The organism is Yersinia sp. Marseille-Q5920, assembly GCF_946902935.1.
Classification (GTDB): Bacteria; Pseudomonadota; Gammaproteobacteria; order Enterobacterales; family Enterobacteriaceae; genus Yersinia; species Yersinia rochesterensis.
On record NZ_CAMPQA010000005.1, the window covers coordinates 242,046 to 263,613 of the forward strand.

Sequence of the window (21,568 nt, forward strand, 5' to 3'; positions counted from 1 at the left end):
CTTCCCGAGGGTTAACAAAAAAATGCGGAGTGGGGAACGGCCACCCCGCATTCATTTCCTGTATCCCATCGGTTCATCATCAATCTGTAGGGTAGGCATCGCCCACCCTGATTATTATTGTTAGTTCAATGCTTTATCGTTAGGGGCTTTGAACAGCACCTTCATTTCATCAGACAGTGAGAAATTCAGGTTAAGATTTTTAGGTGGAATTGGGTTTTTGAACCAGCGATCAAAGGACTTTTCAGCCACACCAGAGGTTTGTGCGGTGGCAATGGTTTCATCCAGCAGAGCTTTAAAGGCTGGGTCGTTTTTACGCAACATACAGCCGTAAGCTTCCTGAGATTGCGGAGTACCGACGATGTCCCATTGATCCGGTTTCTTGGCTTTTGCTCGCTCGCCAGCCAGCAAAGCATCATCCATCATAAAGGCCACTGCGCGGCCACTTTCCAAGGTACGGAAAGAGTCACCGTGGTCTTTGGCGCTGATGATGCGCATATTCATGTTGTCTTTTTCATTCAATTTATTGAGCAAGACTTCAGAGGTGGTGCCCGATGTCACGACCACAGGTTTTCCAGCTAACTCTTTGAAATCTTTGATTTCAGAACCTTTTTTGGTCAGTAAACGGGTACCGACAACAAAAATGGTGTTAGAAAATGCGGCTTGTTGCTGACGTTCGAGGTTATTCGTGGTGGAACCACACTCGAAATCAAAGGTTCCATTTTGCAGTAACGGAATGCGGTTCTGCGAAGTAATGGGGATGAGTTTCACTTGCAGGTCGGGTGCATTAAGTTTTTTCTTGATCGCATCGACGATCAAGTTGGAATAATCTTGTGAATAACCAACCACTTTCTGTTGATTATCATAATAAGAGAATGGAACGGAAGACTCACGGTGGCCGACCACGATAACGCCGTTATCTTTGATCTTCTTCAGTGTGTCAGCAGAAGCATCTGCCTTTACTGCTTCTTCTGCTTGGGCTACACCACTTGCCATCCCAGCTAACAGTAGCGCTAACGCCAATTTACGCATATGCATGGTCCAACTCCTTTAATGTTGTTTTTTACTTAATATTTTCTAACTCGATGTTGTGATACTTAAAATGTAGTCATGTTAAAAACAAGAAATACCCAAAAATCGTCTTATTTTTTGGTGCTTGCATAACCAAAGATATTTGTTGGTCAACCCGCTATTTTCATTGTTACTTGTATCAGATTATCTTTAAAAAATAGCAAATTGTTATGCAAATGATGAATAAATGTTTGTTTTTTGGGACGCAAATCGCACCAAATAGAGGCAGTAAAACAGTACCGCACTATTAGGGTGCGTGATGCGCCCCATAAATGTGCGGGCGAATAACCGCTATTTCTTCATTCGAAACTGACCTTCGCCGATTCACTGAGGGAATCCCCTTTGATGGCTGAATACAAGCTAGATATGAGGAAATAACTAACACTATTTGATTAGAAACAATGCAAGGTCTGTGCCAGTCGAGGGAAAGTTGTGCGGATAAATAGCCCTGTTTATCAGGGCTAAGAAATATTATCTGGGGGAGATGAGTTAATTAACCTGTAGCCAATCATGGAATACTATCAATTAGCTTAAGTATTGCCTCATTTTAACAGCAGGTTAGCTTAATTGATGACTAACTTAATTGATGATTATTGATAGCCAAATGAGCTTTAAAAACTTCCAGCGCGGTTGGAACGTTTTCTTTCTCTACATGTTTCTCTGGGTTCCACAAGTCAGCAAAGGTGATTGCGCGGCCACAGTGGATAAATACTTCATCGACTTCAATCACTAACACGCTGCGAGCGGGGTGGCCGTTTTGGCTAAAACGCTCACACAGTTGTGGGTCGATGGATATTTTTGCCCGGCCATTCACCCTGAAACCTTCAGTCCAACCGGGGATCAAGAACAAGATGCCGATAAATGGGTTATGCAGCAAATTACGAATACCATCCAGGCGGTTATTGCCCGCCCTGTCTGGCAACATCAGTGTTTTGCTATCCTGCACATGAATAAAACCCGCATCCCCGCCTTTGGGCGAACAGTCTATTCCATTAGCGCCCAGAGTCCCCAACACCGCGAAAGGTGCGGCGGCAATCAGCTTTTTGGCATAATCATCAATGTGATCTATTTGTTTTTTCAACACGTTCTGATTGGGCGAGGCGTAATGCTCACTTAATTGTGCTTCAGTCGTGAGGATATATTCAGGTTTCAATGACATAAGGCGCTCAGGTTACTTTGGTTTATTTTTGTCAGGGCGACAGCGGACAGCACGATATAACGTCAATGCCGCCAGTACCAAGGTGATAATCCACATTGGCCACGAGCCAAAGCGGGCATAAGGGGTCATGCCGATCGTTGGCGTGACTTTAACTTCCAGGACTTGCTGGGTGAACTGTGGAATTTGTGCCAAGACTTCACCGCTTGGGCCAACTGCCGCCGTAATACCATTATTGGTACTGCGCAACAGAGGGCGACCTAATTCGAGGGCGCGCATGCGTGCCATTTGGAAATGCTGCCATGGCCCGATAGAGTGACCAAACCATGCATCATTAGAGACCGTTAGCAAGAAGTTGGTATCCGGCCTGAAGTTATCTCGAACCTGTTGGCCCAAGACGATTTCATAACAAATAGCGGCAGTCAGGTTAAACCCGGCCACATTTAACTGTGGCTGCACATAATCGCCGCGGCTGAATGTCGACATAGGTAAATCAAACAGCGGCGCCAGTGGGCGCAGCAGGGACTCAAGCGGCACAAACTCACCAAAGGGTACCAAGTGGTGTTTGCTATAGCGATTACGGGTCGGATATTGGTAGGGTTCTTTATCGCCTAACACAATGATACTGTTGAAGAAGTGGTAACCATTACCCTCCGGCCGGCGCTGTGCATCTACAATCCCGGTGATCAAGCTGCTGTGATTGGCCCGCATTAGGTCATCAACCATCGTCAGGAAGCCGGTTTGATCAGTTTCAATATCAGGAATGGCAGATTCTGGCCAGATGATAATGGGAGCTTTACCCATAAATGGGCGGGTCTCATCCAGATAGACTTGCAGAGTCGATAGCAGGACTTTAGGGTCCCACTTCATTGACTGAGCAATATTACCTTGCACCATCGCCACATTAACCGCGCGTTCAGGTTCCGGTGTGAACCAATGTAATTGGCGCAGCGGCCACGGTAGTAATAACATGGCTACTGCAATAATTGCCGCAGTTATCCGGCGTTGATAACAGGCGTAAACCAGTAATCCGCTGATGGACATCAGCATGAAAGTGATGCCATCGACGCCAAGAATGGGGGCAATACCGCGTAGTGGGCCATTGATTTGGCTATAACCAAATTGTAGCCATGGGAAGCCAGTTAATACCCAACCGCGCAAGAATTCAGTCAACTGCCACACCACGGGGGCCGCAATCGCCAGTCTCCACCAAGTCGCCTTCGGGCATATGCGGGCTAATACACCGGCAAACAGCATGGTATAGAGCGAAAGATACGCCGCCAGCAATACCACCAGGAAGATATTGATGGCCGTCGGCATGCCGCCAAATTCAGAGATACTGACATAAACCCAGTTAACGCCAGTGCCAAACAGCCCCATACCCCAACAAAAGCCGATAAAAGCGGCTTGTTTGGTGCTGCGATTCAATGTCAGGCTGAGTAAACCAAACAGTGAAACAATGGCTGCGGGCCAACTATCAAATGGTGAATAGGCCAGCGTACCGCAGGCGCCAAAAAATAGCGCCAGTAGGGCGCGAACCCACTGGCGTTGACGGAGTGAAGCGATAGGCATCGAGGATTTATTCTTCCAGTTTTGGTTGCGGAGCATCATCCGGGATTTTCACATGAACCTGAATAATACGTCGGCTATCTGCCATGGCAACTTTAAATAAGTAACCTTCAATTTCAATGGTTTCACCGCGGGCAGGTAAATGACCAAACGCCTGCATCACCAAACCACCAATAGTGTCCACTTCATCGTCGCTGAAATGGGTGTTGAAGACTTCATTGAAATCTTCAATGGGTGTCAGCGCACGAATCGTGTATGTGTGCCGACTGAGTTGACGAACGTCTCTATCTTCTTCATCGTCATACTCATCTTCTATTTCGCCAACGATCAGCTCAAGAATATCTTCAATGGTCACCAGGCCTGAAACGCCACCAAACTCATCAATGACAATAGCCATATGATAGCGTTGGGAGCGGAACTCTTTCAGCATCCGATCGACACGCTTACTTTCCGGCACTACAACCGCCGTCCGTAAGACTTTATCAATACTGAATGGCTCGGAATCTGTGCGCATAAACGGCAGCAAATCCTTGGCCATTAGGATACCTTCGATGTGATCTTTATCTTCACTGATCACCGGAAAGCGGGAGTGAGCAGATTCAATAATCACATCCAGACACTCATCCAGCGTTTGATTACGCTTTAGTGTGACCATCTGAGAGCGGGGGATCATGATGTCCCGTACGCGCTGTTCGGCGATATCCATCACGCCTTCCAGCATGTCGCGGGTATCGGGATCGATCAAATCGTTTTGCTCAGAATCACGGATAAGCTCTACCAGATCACCACGGTTCTTAGGTTCGCCGTGGAATAACTGGTTAAGAATGAGAGTAAAGAACCCTTTCTTGGGACTGGGGCTATCATTGTTTTGTGAGTGGTCGTCGCTCATGGCGTTTTAGTTAAGTTTACCTATGTTATACCCTTCGCATTTGAAGCCGCAGGGGTGTTCGCTGCGCTCTTTCACCCAAATCACTTACTTGTGTAAGCTCATTGGGATTCGTTCGCTTGCGGCCTACCTGCAACGTCAATTTCTTTGGGTAAAAATTATATTATCGGCAGCGGTAAATTCACACCGCCGACAGCTTTTGTTCATACTTACCAGATAATTCATACTTATCAGATAATTTACACCTGATAGGGTGAATTTACTCGGGGTCTTTCTCTGAAATATACGGGTCTGGGTAGCCCAAACTTTGCATTATTTCAGTCTCAATCGACTCCATTTCTTCTGCTTCATCGTCAACGATGTGGTCATACCCTAGCAGATGGAGACTGCCGTGAACAACCATATGCGCCCAATGAGCCAGTAGTGCTTTCTCTTGCTCAACTGCTTCTTGTTCAACTACCTGACGGCAAATGATTAAATCACCGAGTAATGGCAGTTCAATCTCAGGTGGGGCCTCAAAGGGAAAAGACAAGACATTGGTCGATTTATCTTTACCGCGATAGGTCAGATTTAGCTCATGGCTTTCTGCTTCATCAACCACACGGATAGTGACTTCGGAGACTTCCTGAAATTGCGGCAATACAGCTTCCAACCAATGTTGAAAATCGGCTTCGGTCGGTAAACCCTGGCTATCGGCACAGGCAATTTGTAAATCGAGAATAACTTGGCTCACGGAGCCTCCTGCTCAGACGGGGTATGGGTTTCCCGCTTACGTTGTTCGGCAATCGCATCTTTACGTTTTTGTTCTGCGGCTTCCCAAGCTTCATAGGCAATGACGACGCGAGCGACAACTGGGTGGCGCACCACATCTTCGCTATGGAAGAAATTAAAGCTCAACTCCTCTACCTCTGATAACACTTCAATGGCATGGCTTAAGCCGGATTTCTGGTGGCGTGGCAAATCAGTTTGCGTAACATCACCGGTAATCACCGCTTTGGAGTTGAAGCCCATGCGGGTCAGGAACATTTTCATCTGTTCAACTGTCGTGTTTTGGCTTTCATCCAGAATGATAAACGCGTCATTCAGTGTGCGGCCGCGCATATACGCCAGCGGAGCCACTTCAATTACATTGCGCTCAATCAGTTTTTCAACGCGCTCAAAGCCCAGCATTTCAAACAGAGCATCATAGAGCGGGCGTAGATAAGGGTCGACTTTTTGGCTGAGATCACCGGGTAAAAAACCCAGCTTTTCACCGGCTTCAACCGCTGGGCGGGTCAGCAAAATACGCCGTACATTTTGGCGCTCCAAAGCATCGACAGCTGCAGCAACAGCCAGGTAGGTTTTACCGGTACCGGCAGGGCCAATCCCGAAAGTAATATCATGGTCGAGAATATTGGCGATGTATTGTGCCTGATTTGGTGTGCGAGGCTTAACCATCCCGCGTTTGGTGCGGATGGTCACGGCTTTCCCGTAATCCGGCACACTCTCAGCGGTTTGCTCTAATACCCGGCTTTCCTTCACCGCGAGGTGAATATCTTCTGGTGTGATATCTGGGATAACACCACGAATCGGAGCGGTATCGACATACAGATGGCGCAGGATATCTGCCGCTGCAACAACGCAGATATTCTTACCGACTAATTTGAAACGGTTATCACGACGATTAATTTCAATACCTAACCGGCGTTCCAACTGCTTGATATTGTCATCAAAAGGGCCGCACAAACTCAGCAGGCGCTGATTATCGGCGGGTTCCAGCAAGATTTCTTGTGTCACTACGTGCAAACTGTTTCTCTGAGTCACTGCGTTCCTCTGGGTCACTTAGGGCCGGTTTATTTGAAACTTGGCTGTAACTCCCATTGCTGGGGGATATCATTCACAAAAATTGGTTGTGTGATATCACGGCTATACGTCAATCATACATGTCATTTGTGAATTATTCATGGTGCACGGTACTGACGCAAGTTTACTTATGAATCCGTGCCTTCGACCCCTATTGAAATAGCGGCTCATGAATGGCGCAACTTAAAAAATCCGAATCTGCGCAGCGCGCCGCTAAAATAAAATAGGCACTGACAATGCAGTGCCTGCTGGTGCGTGCTGGCTCGAAAAATCGAAATCAGGGCTGATAAAGGCCGACACCTATCTCATTTTCTTTGCGGGTTCGGGCAATGACTGATTGCGGTGACTCATGAGTCCGCAGATCCATTTGGTCCTCAGTACGCACCAACATGCCGCGGAGTGAACTGGCATAAACATCAACAATTTCAACATCAACGAATTTGCCGATCATCTCAGGAGTGCCTTCAAAGTTGACCACCCGGTTATTTTCGGTGCGGCCTGCCAATTCCATGAGGTTTTTACGGGATGTGCCTTCCACCAAAATGCGCTGCACAGTGCCCACCATCTCGCGGCTAATTTCCATTGCTTGCTGAATAATGCGCTCTTGTAGGATGTGTAATCGCTGTTTTTTCTCCTCGTCAGAAACATCATCCGGGAGTTCTGCCGCAGGTGTGCCGGGGCGTGAGGAGTAAATAAAGCTGTAACTGGTGTCAAAACGAATATCCGCGACCAGCTTCATGGTTTGCTCAAAATCTTGCTGAGTTTCACCGGGGAAACCAATGATAAAATCAGAGCTAATCTGGATATCAGGACGCGCCTGACGCAATTTGCGGATAATCGCTTTGTATTCCAGCGCGGTATGCGCCCGTTTCATCATGGTCAAAATGCGGTCAGAGCCACTTTGTACTGGCAGATGTAGGAAACTCACCAGCTCGGGCGTATCTCGATAAACATCAATGATATCATCAGTAAATTCAATCGGATGGCTGGTGGTGAAACGCACTCTATCAATACCATCAATAGCGGCAACTAGCCGCAATAGCTCGGCAAAACTACAGATATCGCCGTCATAAGTGGCACCACGATAAGCATTTACATTCTGCCCGAGTAAATTCACTTCCCGCACGCCTTGAGCTGCTAACTGTGCGATTTCAAACAAGATATCGTCACTTGGTCGGCTGACTTCTTCACCTCGGGTGTATGGTACAACACAGAATGTGCAGTATTTATTGCAACCTTCCATGATGGAGACAAAGGCCGTAGGGCCATCAGCGCGCGGCTCCGGCAAACGGTCAAATTTTTCAATTTCTGGAAAACTGATATCCACCACTGGGCTATGAGTACCTTTTACGTGGTTAATCATTTCCGGCAAGCGGTGCAGAGTTTGTGGCCCAAAAATCACATCAACACAAGGGGCGCGCTGGCGCAGATGCTCACCTTCTTGTGATGCGACACAACCGCCCACACCGATAATGAGTTCCGGATTTTTTTCTTTTAGCAGTTTCCAGTGGCCTAGCAAGCTAAACACTTTTTCTTGGGCTTTTTCGCGAATGGAGCAAGTGTTGAGCAGCAATAAATCCGCTTCTTCCGGGATATCTGTCAACTGGTAACCATGGGTACTGGCCAGTAAATCAGCCATTTTAGATGAATCATATTCGTTCATCTGGCAGCCCCAAGTTTTGATGTGTAGTTTTTTTGTCATTGTCTATCTACCGCCAAGAATTCATCTTAAAAGTCACATCGCGTTCGGCGCAGTGCTCTGGGTTGTGTGCCGTCATAGAATAGTGGGTAGCACAAAGGCTCCATGATTATGGGGCTATTGTAGTCATTTGCAGTTGCGATGACCACCGCATAACGGCTTACTTATTCTGTGGAGTGATGAAAAATCCGGTACACTGCATGCAGACAAAATGCAGGTATTATTTTAACTTTGAAGAATAGCCAAAATGGATAAATCGCAACCAAATTATGATGTTGTGGTCGTGGGTGGCGGTATGGTTGGGGCTGCCGCCGCACTTGGGTTAGCACAAACTGGCTGGTCAGTGGCGTTACTGGAGCATGAGGCTCCGCTGCCATTTGAAGCTGAAAGTGCTCCGGATTTGCGAGTTTCTGCGATTGGATGCACGTCGGTGTCTTTGCTTAAACAGCTTGGGGCCTGGTCACCGGTGCAGCAGATGCGCTATGCGCCTTATCGCCGGCTGGAGACATGGGAACAGCCGGGTTCTCAAGTCGTCTTTGATGCGGCCTCGCTGTCTTTACCTGAATTAGGGTTTATGGTCGAGAACCGGGTTTTACAGTTAGCGCTGTGGCAACAGATGACAGAATGCCCCAATTTGACGTTACTGTGCCCATCACGGCTGCAAACGATGGTCAGAGTAGAAGACTACTGGAAAATCACCTTAGATGCGCAGCAAGAGATACAGAGCCATTTAGTGATAGGCGCGGATGGAGCCAATTCTTTGGTACGCCGTTTAGCTGGAATTGGCACCAGTGGTTGGCAATATCGGCAGTCTTGTATGTTAATTACCGTCGAGACCGATACTGCCCAGCAAGACACTACCTGGCAGCAGTTTTTCCCTTCTGGCCCAAGAGCATTCCTACCTTTGTTTGATAACTGGGCATCATTGGTTTGGTACGACAGCCCGCAGCGCATTCGGCAGCTTCAAATGATGCCGATGGCACAATTGAATCAAGAAATTACCGCAGCTTTTCCGTCCCGTCTGGGGGCCGTTAAGGCCATTGCTGCAGGTTCTTTCCCCTTGGTTCGCCGCCATGCGCAGCAATATGTGCAGCCGGGGTTAGTATTATTGGGCGATGCAGCTCATACCATTAATCCGTTGGCCGGGCAGGGGGTTAATTTGGGATATCGGGATGTGGATGCTTTGCTGGAGGTATTGAATCAGGCCCGCGAACAGGCTGAATCTTGGCACAGTGAGCCGGTGTTATTACGTTATCAGCGCCGTCGCCGTACCGATAATCTGATTATGCAAAGTGGGATGGATGTGTTTTACACTGCATTTAGTAATGATTTACCCGCCGTGAAATTTGCGCGGAATTTGGCACTGATGGCAGCTCAACGCGCCGGCAAACTTAAAGAGCACGCGTTGAAGTATGCATTAGGGTTGTAGATATTTTAATGAATTGTCGCCAGAAAAATTGTTTCCTGGCGATTGTGGGCGCAGTTTTCAACATTTTGTTGAAAAACAAAACTCAAATGCTGAAAAGCAAAACTCAAATTTTATCGCAGTGAAAAAACAAAATGCAGAAAAGCAAAAAGCCCGCCGAAGCGAGCTTTTCTAAATTTGGCTGGGGTACGAGGATTCGAACCTCGGAATGCTGGAATCAGAATCCAGTGCCTTACCGCTTGGCGATACCCCAAAAGATGGTGGCTACGACGGGAATCGAACCTGTGACCCCAGCATTATGAGTGCTGTGCTCTAACCAGCTGAGCTACGTAGCCATCTTAAAATCTTTAACCTTGAGAAATTGTATGGCTGGGATACCAGGATTCGAACCTGGGAATGCCAGGATCAAAACCTGGTGCCTTACCGCTTGGCGATATCCCAACTGAAATACAATTCTTTTACTGACTTAGTACAACTCGCGTCTAACAGTGTTTGTGTTTAACGACAAACCATTTCAGAGAAATGGCTGGGATACCAGGATTCGAACCTGGGAATGCCAGGATCAAAACCTGGTGCCTTACCGCTTGGCGATATCCCATCTACTGTGACAACCGATGAAAATGGTGCGGGAGGCGAGACTTGAACTCGCACACCTTGCGGCGCTAGAACCTAAATCTAGTGCGTCTACCAATTTCGCCACTCCCGCATACATAAAAAAAGATGGTGGCTACGACGGGAATCGAACCTGTGACCCCAGCATTATGAGTGCTGTGCTCTAACCAGCTGAGCTACGTAGCCATCTTTTTTCTGCACAACCTTCATCGGCGTTGCGGGGCGCATTATGCGTATATGGCCGAATTGCGTCAACTAATTTTTTCCCAAAAAAGCGCTGAAGGGGTTTGTTTGTTTGGCTTGTGAACAGTCTGGTGATTAAAGCAGCACTTATAGTGATTAATTGTTGAATTTGCCAACAAAAGACAAGGCCACCCGTGGGCGGCCTTGAAAGCAACATAGTCGAACAAGCAGAGTCACACCCCGCCATTGGGTTCAATTATTTATAGGCATCCTGATGCACACCTACAGCGCGCCCTGATGGGTCATCCATGCTTTTGAATGATTCATCCCACTCAATAGCTTTAGCTGATGAACATGCGACTGACGGGCCGCCAGGTACGCACTCAGCGGCGCTTGGTAGTGGGAATAACTCTTCAAAAATTTCGCGATACAAATAACCCTCTTTTGAAGACGGCGTATTGTATGGGAAACGGAAATGAGCAGTTTCCATCTGTTGATCAGTGACTTGCTCGGCTGCTTTCTCTTTTAATGTGTCAATCCAACTGTAACCCACACCATCGGAGAATTGTTCTTTCTGACGCCAGGCGACGCTATGTGGCAGATAGGATTCAAAACATTCACGCAGGACATGTTTTTCCATTTTCCCATTGCCGCACATTTTATCCTGCGGGTTAATCCGCATTGCGACATCAAGGAAGTTTTTATCCAGGAAAGGTACTCGGGCTTCAACACCCCAGGCAGACATGGCTTTGTTGGCACGGGCACAGTCATACATATGCAAGGCTAATAGTTTGCGCACAGTTTCTTCATGCAATTCTTTGGCGTTAGGTGCTTTGTGGAAATAGAGATAACCGCCAAAGACTTCATCAGAGCCTTCACCCGACAGCACCATTTTGATACCCATCGCCTTGATTTTACGTGACATCAAGTACATTGGTGTTGAGGCGCGGATGGTGGTGACATCATAGGTTTCAATGTGATAAATCACATCACGGATGGCATCCAGACCTTCCTGCACGGTGAAATGAATTTCATGGTGCACAGTCCCTAAATGGTTGGCAACTTCTTTTGCCGCACGCAAATCGGGCGAGCCAATCAGGCCAACAGCAAAGGAGTGCAGTTGTGGCCACCAAGCTTCACTGCGCTCATCGTCTTCGACACGGCGAGCGGCAAACTTTTTGGTGATGGCAGAAATCACAGAGGAATCCAGCCCACCGGACAGCAGCACGCCGTAAGGTACGTCAGACATCAAATGACTTTTTACCGCGTCTTCTAATGCGTTCGCCAGTTCAACTTTGTCAGTTACGTTGTTTTTGACATTATCGAAATCAAACCAGTCACGATGATAATATTCGCGAATTTCGCCATCCTGGCTCCACAGATAGCTCCCAGCAGGGAATTCTTTGATGGTGCGGCAAATCGGCACCAAGGCTTTCATTTCGGAAGCAACGAACATATTACCGTGTTCATCATGGCCCATATACAGCGGGATAATACCCAAATGATCACGGCCAATCAGATAGGCATCTTTTTCTGTATCGTATAAAACGAAAGCGAACATGCCTTGCAAATCATCAAGGAATTCAGGCCCTTTCTCCTGGTACAGTGCCAGAATAACTTCGCAGTCAGACCCGGTTTGGAATTCATAGCGGTCAGCGTATTGCTGGCGCAATGCTTGATGATTATAGATTTCACCATTGACTGCCAGAATGTGCGTGTGAGCAGCATTATACAGCGGCTGAGCACCTGTATTGACGTCAACAATAGATAAGCGTTCATGGGCGAGTATGGCTTTATCATTTGCCCACACACCAGACCAGTCTGGGCCGCGGTGGCGCATTAAACGTGACATTTCCAGCGCTTTTTTGCGTAATTCAATGGGGTCGGTTTTAAGGTCGAGGACCCCGAAAATAGAACACATAATAATCTCCCTAACTTTTCTGCTTTGGCGGTGAGGATGTTGAATTTTAGTCAGTCATCGCTGGAACTGTTTTCTCATACTTGCCTGTGATTGATGCAAGCTATGCCCAATGACGATGCATTCATCCGATTAGTTTGTAGAAAACATGCAAAAAATACGCCAATTTATGATGCTGCGGGGAAGTGCGCGCAGCTAACAACCCTGCAGCTTTAAGGACTAAGGGTATAAAAAGAAAATGCGCCAAAAGAGGGCGTAATGGCAAGAAACTTTGGTGCGTTGCACTAAAAAAGGGCGCAACTTGGAAAAGGATAGCGGCGAAAAGGGGAGTATGGCGGCCATGACCGCCAACTGAAATTAGATGATGTCAATTTCTGCAACGGAGGGGTAAACATAGCTTGGGCGGAATGGCATCGCTTCAATATCCGTTAATGTCGAGACACCGGATAGCACCAAAATAGTCTCAAGACCCGCCTGGAAGCCCGCCAAAATATCAGTACGCAGGTTATCCCCCACAATGACGGTGCTTTCTGAATGCGCCTGCATTTTATTCAGTGCAGCACGGATAATCCATGGGCTAGGTTTGCCGACATAAAATGGCTTACGGCCAGAAATTTTCTCGATAGGTGCACACAATGCGCCACAGGCCGGTGAAAAACCGTGACCATGGCTATCGGGGTTGGTGGCAATAAAACGCGCCCCATTGGCGACGAAATAGGCCGCTTTATGCATCATATCCCAGTTGTATGAGCGGGTTTCACCCACAATCACAAAATCAGGATTGATATCAGTAATGGTAAAACCTGCTTTATACAATTCGTGAACTAATGCGCCTTCACCCACCACATAGGCTTTTTTACCATCTTGACGGCGCAGAAAATCGGCCGTTGCCATTGCTGAGGTATAAAAAGCACTTTCCGGCACTTCCAGCCCCGCAGAATGAAAACGGTTAGCCAGATCCTGAGCCGTTTGTGAGGGATAGTTGGTCAAAATAACCAGCGGCATTCCGGCTTCTTGAATTCGGGCCAGAAATACATCAGCACCGGGTACTGGGTGATTATCATGCAACAACACACCATCGATATCGCAAATAACGCTTTTAATTGTCATTGTTTAAATTACTCTTTTAGCCGCAGCAATGAGCCACTATAACATGGCCGATGGTGAAGTTGACCCTGCCAAAGTCTTATCTATAAGGGATTAATTTTCTAACAAGCGTTGCAGTAATACGCCGTTCAACATGGCGCGCTTGGCCAAGGCAAAAGCCCCAATGGCTGATTGATGGTCAAGCTGAGAAGTGACCACGGGGAGATTTTGGCGGAAGTTTTTCAGCACTTGTGTATTTATGCAACCTTGAATGGCGGGGAGCAGGATTTTATGGGCTTCAATAATTTCCCCGGCAATCACGACTTTTTGCGGGTTAAACAAGTTGATCGCAATGGAGATGGCTTTCCCCAAGTAGCGGCCGACGTGTTCAATCACCTCACTTGCCAGCAAATCGCCTTTGTTCGCGGCCTTGCAGATGGCACTAATATGGCAATCATCCAAGGTTAACTTGCTCGGATAGCCCTGCGTGAGCAAGTGGCGTACGCGGTTTTCAATAGCCGCATTAGATGCCACGGTTTCCAGGCAACCAAAATTACCGCAATAGCAGCGCTCGCCAAGGGGATCAATTTGAATATGGCCTATCTCACCTACGTTGCCATTGCTGCCTAAAAATATTTGGCTGTTAACAATGATACCGGCGCCAGTACCGCGGTGCAGACGAACCAAAATGGAGTCTTCGCAGTCACGGGTTGCACCAAAATAGTGCTCAGCCAGTGCCAAACTACGAATATCGTGGCCGACGAAGCTGGTGACATTAAACCGATTTTGCAGATTTTCGACTAACGGCCAGTTGCTAATATTGATATGTGGCATATAGCGCACGATACCTTTGCTCGGCTCAACTAATCCGGGGAGAATGACGGCGATGGCGATCAGTTCACGTAATTTGCGCTGATAAGCTTCAATAAACTGACTGATTATATTAAATAATGCGTGTTCGAGAGTTTCTTGTGTGCGCTCAGGTAGGGGATAGTGCTCTTCACCCAGCGACTTACCGCTCATATCAAACAGTGTGATAGTGGCATCATGGCGGCCCAAACGGACAGCGATGGTATGGAATTGGCGATTTTCGGTCACGATAGAAATCGCCCGGCGACCACCGGTGGAGGCTTGCTGATCGACTTCTTTGATCAGCCCGCGCTCCAACAGTTGACGAGTAATTTTGGTGACACTGGCGGGAGCTAGCTGGCTGAGATCGGCAATTTGAATGCGCGAAATCGGGCCTTGCTGATCAATAAGCCGATAAACAACGGCGCCATTGAGTTGTTTCACAAGATCCACATTACCAATTTGTGACTGTACGCCGGTGCTCATCAATAAAATTACTCGCTTATTTTAAAACCTCGTTGCCGTTAACGATGGTTTTAGTGATTTTATAATCGCGGGTAAAGGCAGTCAGGTTGGCCACTTTGCCAGCTTCAATACTCCCTAACTGCTTATCCACGCCAATCGCGCGGGCCGCATAAAGTGTCGCCATGCGCAATGCTTCGTCCAGTGCAATGCCAACATGCTCAACACTATTTTGTACCGCTTCTATCATGGTCAGTGCTGAACCGCTTAGTGTGCCATTCTCATCCACACATAAACCATTGCGATAGTATATTGTTTTACCAGCAAAAATAAATTGATCAATTTCAGCACCCGCGCCAGCCGGAGCAGTTGCATCAGTGACCAGCACCAACTTTTCGCCTTTCAGCTTCTTCGCATTACGAATGTTGGCCCAATCTACATGTAACCCATCAGCAATGACGCCAGTGTACACTTCTGGCGTGTCGAAAATTGCCCCAATAAGGCCCGGTTCGCGCCCAGAGATGTAAGGCATTGCATTATAAAGATGCGTGGCAAAGCGGATACCGGCGGCAAAACCTTGACGAGCTTGCGGATATGTCGCATTTGAATGACCGGCAGAAACCAAAATACCGGCTTCTGTCAGCTGACGAATATATTTGGTGTCAACCATTTCTGGAGCCAAAGTCACTTTGGTAATGACATCAGCATTGGCACACAGATAATCAATCATTTCAGCGCTAGGTTTACGGATAAACGCCGGGTTATGAGTGCCTTTTTTCTGTGGGCTAATATAAGGCCCCTCCAGATGCAGGCCTAAAGCCTGATGCTGGTTTTTTTGCAGATATGCACGCATGACATCAATGCCGTGCTTCATATATTCATCACTGCAAGTAATCAGTGTTGGCAGGAAGCTGGTGCATCCTGACTTTTCATTCGCGCGCTGCATGATTTCCAGCGTCTTTTCGGAGATGGCCTCAAGCGAATCATTGAATTGCACACCACCACAGCCATTAAGCTGAACATCAATAAAACCGGGGGCCAGAATGGCACCACCTAAGTCGCGTACCTCAATGCCAGCCGGAAGTTCATCGGCAGGACAGATACGTTCGATCAATCCGTTAGCCACGACAACAGCGTGATTATCCAGTACTTCATGGCTGGTATAAATACGGCCGTGAGTTAAAGCGTACATCTTAGCCCCCTAATAATTTTTACAGATTCTTGATGTTTTCAGCTTCTAACTCGCTGAAATATTTTACAGTTTTAACCTTCAATTCCATCGTCGATGGTTCATCGCACACCACGATGGCTTTAGCATGCAGTTGCAGGCAACTGATGGTCCACATGTGGTTGATGCTGCCTTCGACTGCGGCTTGCAAGGCTTGCGCTTTACCGCGACCGGTCACCAGAATCATCACTTCTTCAGCATCTAACAATGTGCCTACACCGACGGTAAGTGCATATTTCGGCACGAGGTTTGCATCACCACCAAAGAAGCGTGAGTTCGCGATGCGAGTTTCTTCGGTCAGGGTTTTGATGCGGGTGCGAGAGGCTAAAGAAGAGGCCGGTTCATTAAAGGCAATGTGGCCATCAACACCCACGCCACCCATGAACAGGTTAATTTTGCCGTAAGACTTCATTTTTTCTTCGTAACGACGACATTCTTCATCGATATCAGGCGCGTTACCATTCAGCAGATTGATATTTTCAGCAGGGATATCGACATGATCAAAGAAGTTTGTGTGCATGAAGGTGTAGTAGCTTTCTGGGTGCGCTTGCGGCAACCCAACATATTCATCCATGTTGAAAGTGACCACATTCTTGAAGCTAACTTCGCCTGCTTTATACAGCGCAACCAAGTGCTTATACGCTTCCATCGGTGTGCCGCCAGTGGGCAGACCCAGTACAAATGGACGCTCGGCGGTTGGTTTAAATGCATTGATGCGGTTAACGATATAACGTGCGGCCCATTTACCAACTTCTGTGGTGTTTTTCAGTGGGATAAGTCTCATCTTGCACCTCTTTGATTACTAATAGTGGCTATACTCTACGCGGATTGAATCATTCAGATAAGCGTAACTCAGATTTTGACTCATGCGCTGGTACAATGCTTCGTTCATTTTTCGAATGATAAAATAAGTTTTGTGTCATGGCTAGTGCATTGGTGCTTTTTGACTGGTTTTTGGTGACATTTATCACAAAATAGGGGGTTTTAATTTGCGTTACGAAATAAATTTTTTACACTCCGCAATGAGTAATACGTGCCGTGAATAAATAGAAAGTGTGCCATGCGTTTTTCTAAAAGGTAGTGAGTCAAATAAATAAACTACTTAAAGGGTCCGATATCGGACGAATAGGGGGAAAGGTGAATATTCTTAGTTACTTGCAAAAAGTGGGTCGGGCTCTGATGGTCCCAGTGGCCACACTGCCTGCAGCCGCGATACTGATGGGTGTGGGCTACTGGATAGACCCGGTCAGCTGGGGTGGTGATAATGCGCTAGCGGCATTGTTTATCAAGTCCGGTGCCGCCATCATCGATAATATGTCCGTGCTGTTTGCCATTGGTGTGGCTTATGGTATGTCAAAAGATAAAGACGGTGCTGCTGCACTGACCGGCTTTGTAGGCTTCCTGGTATTGACGACTCTGTGTTCGCCAGCCGCGGTTTCGATGATTCAAAAGATTCCGGTTGATCAGGTTCCTGCTGCTTTCGGCAAAATCAACAACCAGTTCGTGGGTATCCTGGTGGGTATCATCTCAGCTGAGTTGTACAACCGCTTCAGCAGCGTTGAATTGCCAAAAGCACTCTCTTTCTTCAGCGGTCGCCGTCTGGTTCCGATTCTGACGTCTTTCCTGATGATCGTGGTTGCCTTCATTCTGATGTACGTTTGGCCACTGATTTATAACGCATTGGTGACTTTCGGCGAATACATCAAAGATATGGGTTCTGTGGGCGCGGGTATCTATGCTTTCTTCAACCGCTTGCTTATCCCTGTCGGTCTGCATCATGCCCTGAACTCTGTGTTCTGGTTTGACGTTGCTGGTATTAACGATATTCCTAACTTCCTGGGTGGCCAACAGTCCATCGATAGTGGTAAAGCTGTTGTCGGTATCACTGGTCGCTATCAGGCTGGTTTCTTCCCAATCATGATGTTTGGTTTACCGGGTGCTGCGCTGGCGATTTATCACTGTGCCCGTCCGGAAAACAGAGCGAAAGTGGCGGGTATCATGTTGGCGGGGGCATTTGCTGCCTTCTTCACCGGTATCACTGAGCCGCTTGAATTCTCCTTCATGTTCGTGGCTCCAGTGTTGTACTTCATCCACGCCGTGCTGACCGGTATTTCTGTGTTCATTGCAGCCAGTATGCACTGGATTGCAGGTTTTGGTTTCAGCGCCGGTCTGGTGGATATGGTGTTGTCTTCGCGTAACCCGCTGGCGACACATTGGTACATGTTGATCCCGCAAGGTCTGGTGTTCTTCGCTATTTACTACGTGGTATTCCGTTTCACCATCAAGAAATTCAACTTGCTGACTCCAGGCCGTGAACTGGCTGTTGAAGGCAGTGAAGAAGATGGTTATGACGTCAATGTTGATAAGACACCTGAAGTTAACGAAAGCGAAATTAATGGCTTAGCGCGTCGTTACATTAGTGCCATTGGCGGTTCAGATAACCTGACAGGTATTGATGCTTGCATCACCCGTCTGCGTTTGAACGTGAAAGATTCTGCATTGGTCAATGACAGTGTCGCCAAGCGTTTAGGCGCTTCAGGTGTTATTCGTCTGAACAAACAAAGTGTGCAAGTGATTGTGGGGACCCGTGCGGAACTGATTGCTTCGGCAATGCGTACGGTATTGGCTGGTGGCCCGGTTCCTGCGGCAAGTAGCTCCGCTGCTCCTGCTGCGGCCAAGCCTCAGGCGGTCATTAACACCACGAAAACAGCTTCCCTGATATTGGTTTCTCCAATTACTGGTGATGTTGTCGCTTTGGAAGAAGTTCCTGACGAAGCCTTTGCCAGCAAAGCGGTAGGTGAGGGTATTGCTATTCGTCCGACGGATAAAATAGTGGTTTCTCCGGCGAACGGCACCATCGTAAAAATCTTCAATACTAACCATGCCTTCTGCCTGGAAACTGAAACCGGCGCTGAAATTGTGGTTCATATCGGGATTGATACGGTGAAACTGAACGGCCAGGGCTTTGCACGTCTGGTTGAAGAAGGTGCCACTGTGGTTGCTGGGCAACCGGTATTGGAGCTGGACTTGGCTTATCTGAATGCTAATGCGCGCTCAATGATTAGCCCAGTTGTCGTCAGTAATATTGATGATTATGCCGGTATCTCGGTATTGGCAGGGGGTTCTGTGGTTGCCGGCCAAAGCCAGTTGTTTGAGATCCAAGGCAAATAACTTGAGATCCAAGGTAAATAATGAGTTTAAGATTCGCAGTGAAAAAGTGCTGATGTACTGAGTCACTGGCCTGAGTTTTAATCAAAGCAGCGGGAAGAGAGCGATCTCTTCCCGTTTTTTTGTTTTATTTCCTGTAACAAACGGTTGTTTCCAAGTCGGGCTTGTTGGATTATACCTGTCATCTTTCAAGTTGCAGGTGTGTTGGCTGCTCTCATTCACCCGAATCACTTACTTGTGTAAGCTCATCGGGACTCTCTCGTTTGCCGCCTTCCTGCATGCTTGAAATCTATTAGGTAAATATGCGGTTATATTTGTTGCGTTTGCATTGAGGAATAGAACAATGAGTGAGGCAGAAGCCCGCCCGAGTAATTTTATCCGTCAGATCATTGACGAAGATTTAGCCAGCGGCAAACACACGTCGGTTCATACCCGCTTTCCGCCTGAGCCAAACGGCTACTTGCATATTGGTCATGCGAAGTCTATTTGCCTGAATTTTGGTATTGCACAAGACTATCAGGGCCAATGCAACCTGCGTTTTGATGACACCAACCCGGTGAAAGAAGATGTCGAGTTCGTCGAGTCGATTAAACGCGATGTCGAGTGGCTAGGCTTCACCTGGAGCGGTGATGTCCGTTACTCCTCAGACTATTTTGATCAATTGTTCCAGTACGCTGTAGAGCTGATTAACAAGGGCTTGGCGTATGTGGATGAACTGACTGCCGAGCAGATGCGCGAATATCGCGGCACGCTGACCGCACCGGGTAAAAATAGCCCTTATCGCGATCGCAGTGTGGAAGAAAACCTGGCACTGTTTGAGAAGATGCGTGCCGGTGGTTTTGCTGAAGGCACCGCTTGCTTGCGCGCTAAAATCGACATGGCCTCACCCTTTATGGTCATGCGTGATCCGGTGTTGTATCGCATTAAGTTTGCTGAGCATCACCAGTCAGGTAACAAGTGGTGCATCTACCCGATGTATGACTTTACCCATTGTATTTCTGATGCGATCGAAGGAATTACCCATTCACTCTGTACTTTAGAGTTCCAGGATAACCGTCGCTTGTATGATTGGGTGCTGGATAATATCTCCATTGAATGTCATCCGCGTCAGTATGAGTTTTCTCGCCTGAATCTCGAATACTCCATTATGTCGAAGCGTAAGCTGAACCAATTGGTGACCGAGAAAGTGGTAGAGGGTTGGGATGACCCCCGTATGCCGACCATCTCTGGCTTACGTCGTCGTGGCTACACCGCAGCATCAATCCGTGAATTCTGCCGCCGTATTGGTGTCACCAAGCAGGATAACAACGTTGAGATGATGGCGCTGGAATCCTGTATCCGTGATGATCTGAACGAAAATGCGCCACGGGCTATGGCCGTTCTTGACCCCATCAAGGTGGTTATCGAGAACCGTGCGCTAGGGGAAGAGTGGCTGACCATGCCAAATCACCCGAATAACCCGGATATGGGCACCCGCCAGGTACCTTTCGACAGTGAGATTTATATTGATCGCGCTGATTTCCGTGAAGAAGCTAATAAGCAATACAAGCGCTTGGTTCTGGGTAAAGAAGTGCGCCTGCGTAATGCTTATGTGCTCAAAGCTGAGCGTGTTGAAAAAGACGCAGAAGGCAATGTCACGACACTTTATTGCAGCTATGACGCAGAGACTTTAAACAAAGACCCTGCTGATGGTCGTAAAGTGAAAGGTGTTATTCATTGGGTTTCAGTCAAGCATGCATTGCCAGCGGAAATCCGTTTATATGACCGTTTGTTTAGTGTGCCAAACCCAGCGGCGGCGGAAGATTTCTTGTCCACCATCAACCCTGAGTCTTTGATTATCCGTCAGGGCTTTGTTGAACCAAGCTTGGCTGATGCGACGCCAGAAAGAACCTATCAGTTTGAAAGAGAAGGCTATTTCTGTGCGGATAGCCGTTATTCACGGCCAGAAGCCTTGGTGTTTAACCGCACTGTAGGTCTGCGTGATACTTGGGCTGCTAAGGTGACTAACTAATCTAGTCCCCAGATTCACCTCAATTGGCGTGGCTTAGTCCACGCCTTTTTTATGCCCACCATAAGGTTATTGTTAGTTTTACTAAACACGACGCTCTCCTTTCAATTTCTTCTTTTTCCCATCCTATTCTTTGGTCAATCTCGACTGATTGTATTCTTTTCTCTCCTTTGAGTGGCTGTCTGTAAGTCTTTCTTAAATATTCGCTTTACGAATTAACTAAGTAAATAACACCATTTTAATCGGATAAATCTTATGTTTTATTGGTTAAGCTGAAACCATTCAAGATGTCAATATAAGACGATTTTGCTTTATAAATATCCTCTTATGCATTGTTTTTTAAGCTTTTGTGAACTATGTAATATTTTTTCACAGTTATGTGCTCATTGTCATACTTTGAATAATTAG

Annotated in this window: 15 protein-coding genes and 6 tRNA genes; 3 read left to right on the forward strand and 18 right to left on the reverse strand. The window is 47.4% G+C overall.

Features of this window, described 5'->3' with window-relative positions:
• Positions 1-120: 120 nt before the first annotated feature.
• The 7 genes from OVO64_RS09550 to miaB form a co-directional block, all read right to left on the reverse strand.
• Positions 121-1,035, reverse strand: coding sequence for an amino acid ABC transporter substrate-binding protein (locus OVO64_RS09550; protein WP_042562351.1), 915 nt, complete (start codon positions 1,033-1,035; stop codon positions 121-123).
• Between the two features lie 607 nt (positions 1,036-1,642).
• A complete protein-coding gene (locus OVO64_RS09555; RefSeq protein ID WP_038634765.1) occupies positions 1,643-2,227 on the reverse strand; it encodes an MSMEG_1061 family FMN-dependent PPOX-type flavoprotein in 585 nt (194 codons plus the stop codon).
• 12 nt (positions 2,228-2,239) lie between these two features.
• Entirely contained in the window at positions 2,240-3,796 is a 1,557-nt protein-coding gene (lnt, locus tag OVO64_RS09560; RefSeq protein ID WP_038634762.1) for an apolipoprotein N-acyltransferase, read from the reverse strand.
• A 7-nt stretch (positions 3,797-3,803) separates the two neighbouring features.
• Positions 3,804-4,682: a CNNM family magnesium/cobalt transport protein CorC gene (gene corC, locus OVO64_RS09565; RefSeq protein WP_005158416.1), complete on the reverse strand. Its 879-nt coding sequence runs from the start codon at positions 4,680-4,682 to the stop codon at positions 3,804-3,806.
• A 256-nt stretch (positions 4,683-4,938) separates the two neighbouring features.
• The gene (gene ybeY / locus OVO64_RS09570; protein ID WP_038634758.1) at positions 4,939-5,412 is read right to left on the reverse strand and encodes an rRNA maturation RNase YbeY; all 474 of its coding nucleotides are present in this window, start codon (positions 5,410-5,412) and stop codon (positions 4,939-4,941) included.
• Positions 5,409-6,482, reverse strand: coding sequence for a PhoH family protein (locus tag OVO64_RS09575; RefSeq protein WP_172667604.1), 1,074 nt, complete (start codon positions 6,480-6,482; stop codon positions 5,409-5,411). The genes ybeY and OVO64_RS09575 overlap by 4 nt, the downstream gene beginning before the upstream one ends.
• A gap of 316 nt (positions 6,483-6,798) precedes the next feature.
• Positions 6,799-8,223 (reverse strand): tRNA (N6-isopentenyl adenosine(37)-C2)-methylthiotransferase MiaB, encoded by a 1,425-nt coding sequence (gene miaB / locus OVO64_RS09580; protein ID WP_050291450.1) that lies wholly within the window; start codon positions 8,221-8,223, stop codon positions 6,799-6,801.
• Between the two features lie 244 nt (positions 8,224-8,467).
• Here miaB and ubiF point away from each other — a divergent pair, with 244 nt between their 5' ends.
• Entirely contained in the window at positions 8,468-9,649 is a 1,182-nt protein-coding gene (gene ubiF / locus OVO64_RS09585; protein WP_050291449.1) for a 3-demethoxyubiquinol 3-hydroxylase, read from the forward strand.
• 175 nt (positions 9,650-9,824) lie between these two features.
• On the opposite strand, the gene OVO64_RS09590 is transcribed toward ubiF, so the two are convergent.
• The 11 genes from OVO64_RS09590 to nagB form a co-directional block, all read right to left on the reverse strand.
• A tRNA-Gln gene (locus OVO64_RS09590) sits at positions 9,825-9,899 on the reverse strand.
• A 5-nt stretch (positions 9,900-9,904) separates the two neighbouring features.
• Positions 9,905-9,981: transfer RNA gene (locus tag OVO64_RS09595), tRNA-Met, on the reverse strand.
• A 31-nt stretch (positions 9,982-10,012) separates the two neighbouring features.
• Positions 10,013-10,087, reverse strand: a tRNA-Gln gene (locus OVO64_RS09600).
• An 82-nt stretch (positions 10,088-10,169) separates the two neighbouring features.
• Positions 10,170-10,244 (reverse strand) — tRNA-Gln (locus OVO64_RS09605).
• Between the two features lie 23 nt (positions 10,245-10,267).
• Positions 10,268-10,352: transfer RNA gene (locus OVO64_RS09610), tRNA-Leu, on the reverse strand.
• 15 nt (positions 10,353-10,367) lie between these two features.
• Positions 10,368-10,444: transfer RNA gene (locus OVO64_RS09615), tRNA-Met, on the reverse strand.
• Positions 10,445-10,697: 253 nt separating this feature from the next.
• A complete protein-coding gene (asnB, locus tag OVO64_RS09620; protein WP_050291448.1) occupies positions 10,698-12,362 on the reverse strand; it encodes an asparagine synthase B in 1,665 nt (554 codons plus the stop codon).
• Between the two features lie 354 nt (positions 12,363-12,716).
• Positions 12,717-13,469, reverse strand: a complete 753-nt coding sequence (locus tag OVO64_RS09625; protein ID WP_038634749.1) for an HAD-IIA family hydrolase — start codon at positions 13,467-13,469, stop codon at positions 12,717-12,719.
• Between the two features lie 90 nt (positions 13,470-13,559).
• Positions 13,560-14,780 carry a DNA-binding transcriptional regulator NagC gene (nagC, locus tag OVO64_RS09630; RefSeq protein ID WP_050291447.1) on the reverse strand — a complete coding sequence of 407 codons (1,221 nt, stop codon included), beginning with the start codon at positions 14,778-14,780 and terminating at the stop codon, positions 13,560-13,562.
• A 16-nt stretch (positions 14,781-14,796) separates the two neighbouring features.
• Positions 14,797-15,948, reverse strand: a complete 1,152-nt coding sequence (gene nagA / locus OVO64_RS09635; protein WP_038634744.1) for an N-acetylglucosamine-6-phosphate deacetylase — start codon at positions 15,946-15,948, stop codon at positions 14,797-14,799.
• Positions 15,949-15,967: 19 nt separating this feature from the next.
• Positions 15,968-16,768, reverse strand: coding sequence for a glucosamine-6-phosphate deaminase (nagB, locus tag OVO64_RS09640; protein ID WP_038634741.1), 801 nt, complete (start codon positions 16,766-16,768; stop codon positions 15,968-15,970).
• 353 nt (positions 16,769-17,121) lie between these two features.
• On the opposite strand from nagB, the gene nagE reads away from it, so the two are divergent.
• Both nagE and glnS read left to right on the forward strand, forming a co-directional pair.
• The gene (gene nagE / locus OVO64_RS09645; protein WP_038634738.1) at positions 17,122-19,155 is read left to right on the forward strand and encodes an N-acetylglucosamine-specific PTS transporter subunit IIBC; all 2,034 of its coding nucleotides are present in this window, start codon (positions 17,122-17,124) and stop codon (positions 19,153-19,155) included.
• 340 nt (positions 19,156-19,495) lie between these two features.
• Positions 19,496-21,163: a glutamine--tRNA ligase gene (gene glnS / locus OVO64_RS09650; RefSeq protein ID WP_050291446.1), complete on the forward strand. Its 1,668-nt coding sequence runs from the start codon at positions 19,496-19,498 to the stop codon at positions 21,161-21,163.
• The last annotated feature ends 405 nt before the right edge of the window (positions 21,164-21,568 follow it).

Coding starts and splice junctions, on each gene's coding strand:
- nagB (WP_038634741.1), bottom strand. CDS start 16,768: ATGAGACTTATCCCACTGAAAAACACCACAGAAGTTGGTAAATGGGCC.
- nagC (WP_050291447.1), bottom strand. CDS start 14,780: ATGAGCACCGGCGTACAGTCACAAATTGGTAATGTGGATCTTGTGAAA.
- OVO64_RS09550 (WP_042562351.1), bottom strand. CDS start 1,035: ATGCATATGCGTAAATTGGCGTTAGCGCTACTGTTAGCTGGGATGGCA.
- lnt (WP_038634762.1), bottom strand. CDS start 3,796: ATGCCTATCGCTTCACTCCGTCAACGCCAGTGGGTTCGCGCCCTACTG.
- corC (WP_005158416.1), bottom strand. CDS start 4,682: ATGAGCGACGACCACTCACAAAACAATGATAGCCCCAGTCCCAAGAAA.
- asnB (WP_050291448.1), bottom strand. CDS start 12,362: ATGTGTTCTATTTTCGGGGTCCTCGACCTTAAAACCGACCCCATTGAA.
- OVO64_RS09555 (WP_038634765.1), bottom strand. CDS start 2,227: ATGTCATTGAAACCTGAATATATCCTCACGACTGAAGCACAATTAAGT.
- miaB (WP_050291450.1), bottom strand. CDS start 8,223: ATGACAAAAAAACTACACATCAAAACTTGGGGCTGCCAGATGAACGAA.
- glnS (WP_050291446.1), top strand. CDS start 19,496: ATGAGTGAGGCAGAAGCCCGCCCGAGTAATTTTATCCGTCAGATCATT.
- OVO64_RS09625 (WP_038634749.1), bottom strand. CDS start 13,469: ATGACAATTAAAAGCGTTATTTGCGATATCGATGGTGTGTTGTTGCAT.
- ubiF (WP_050291449.1), top strand. CDS start 8,468: ATGGATAAATCGCAACCAAATTATGATGTTGTGGTCGTGGGTGGCGGT.
- nagA (WP_038634744.1), bottom strand. CDS start 15,948: ATGTACGCTTTAACTCACGGCCGTATTTATACCAGCCATGAAGTACTG.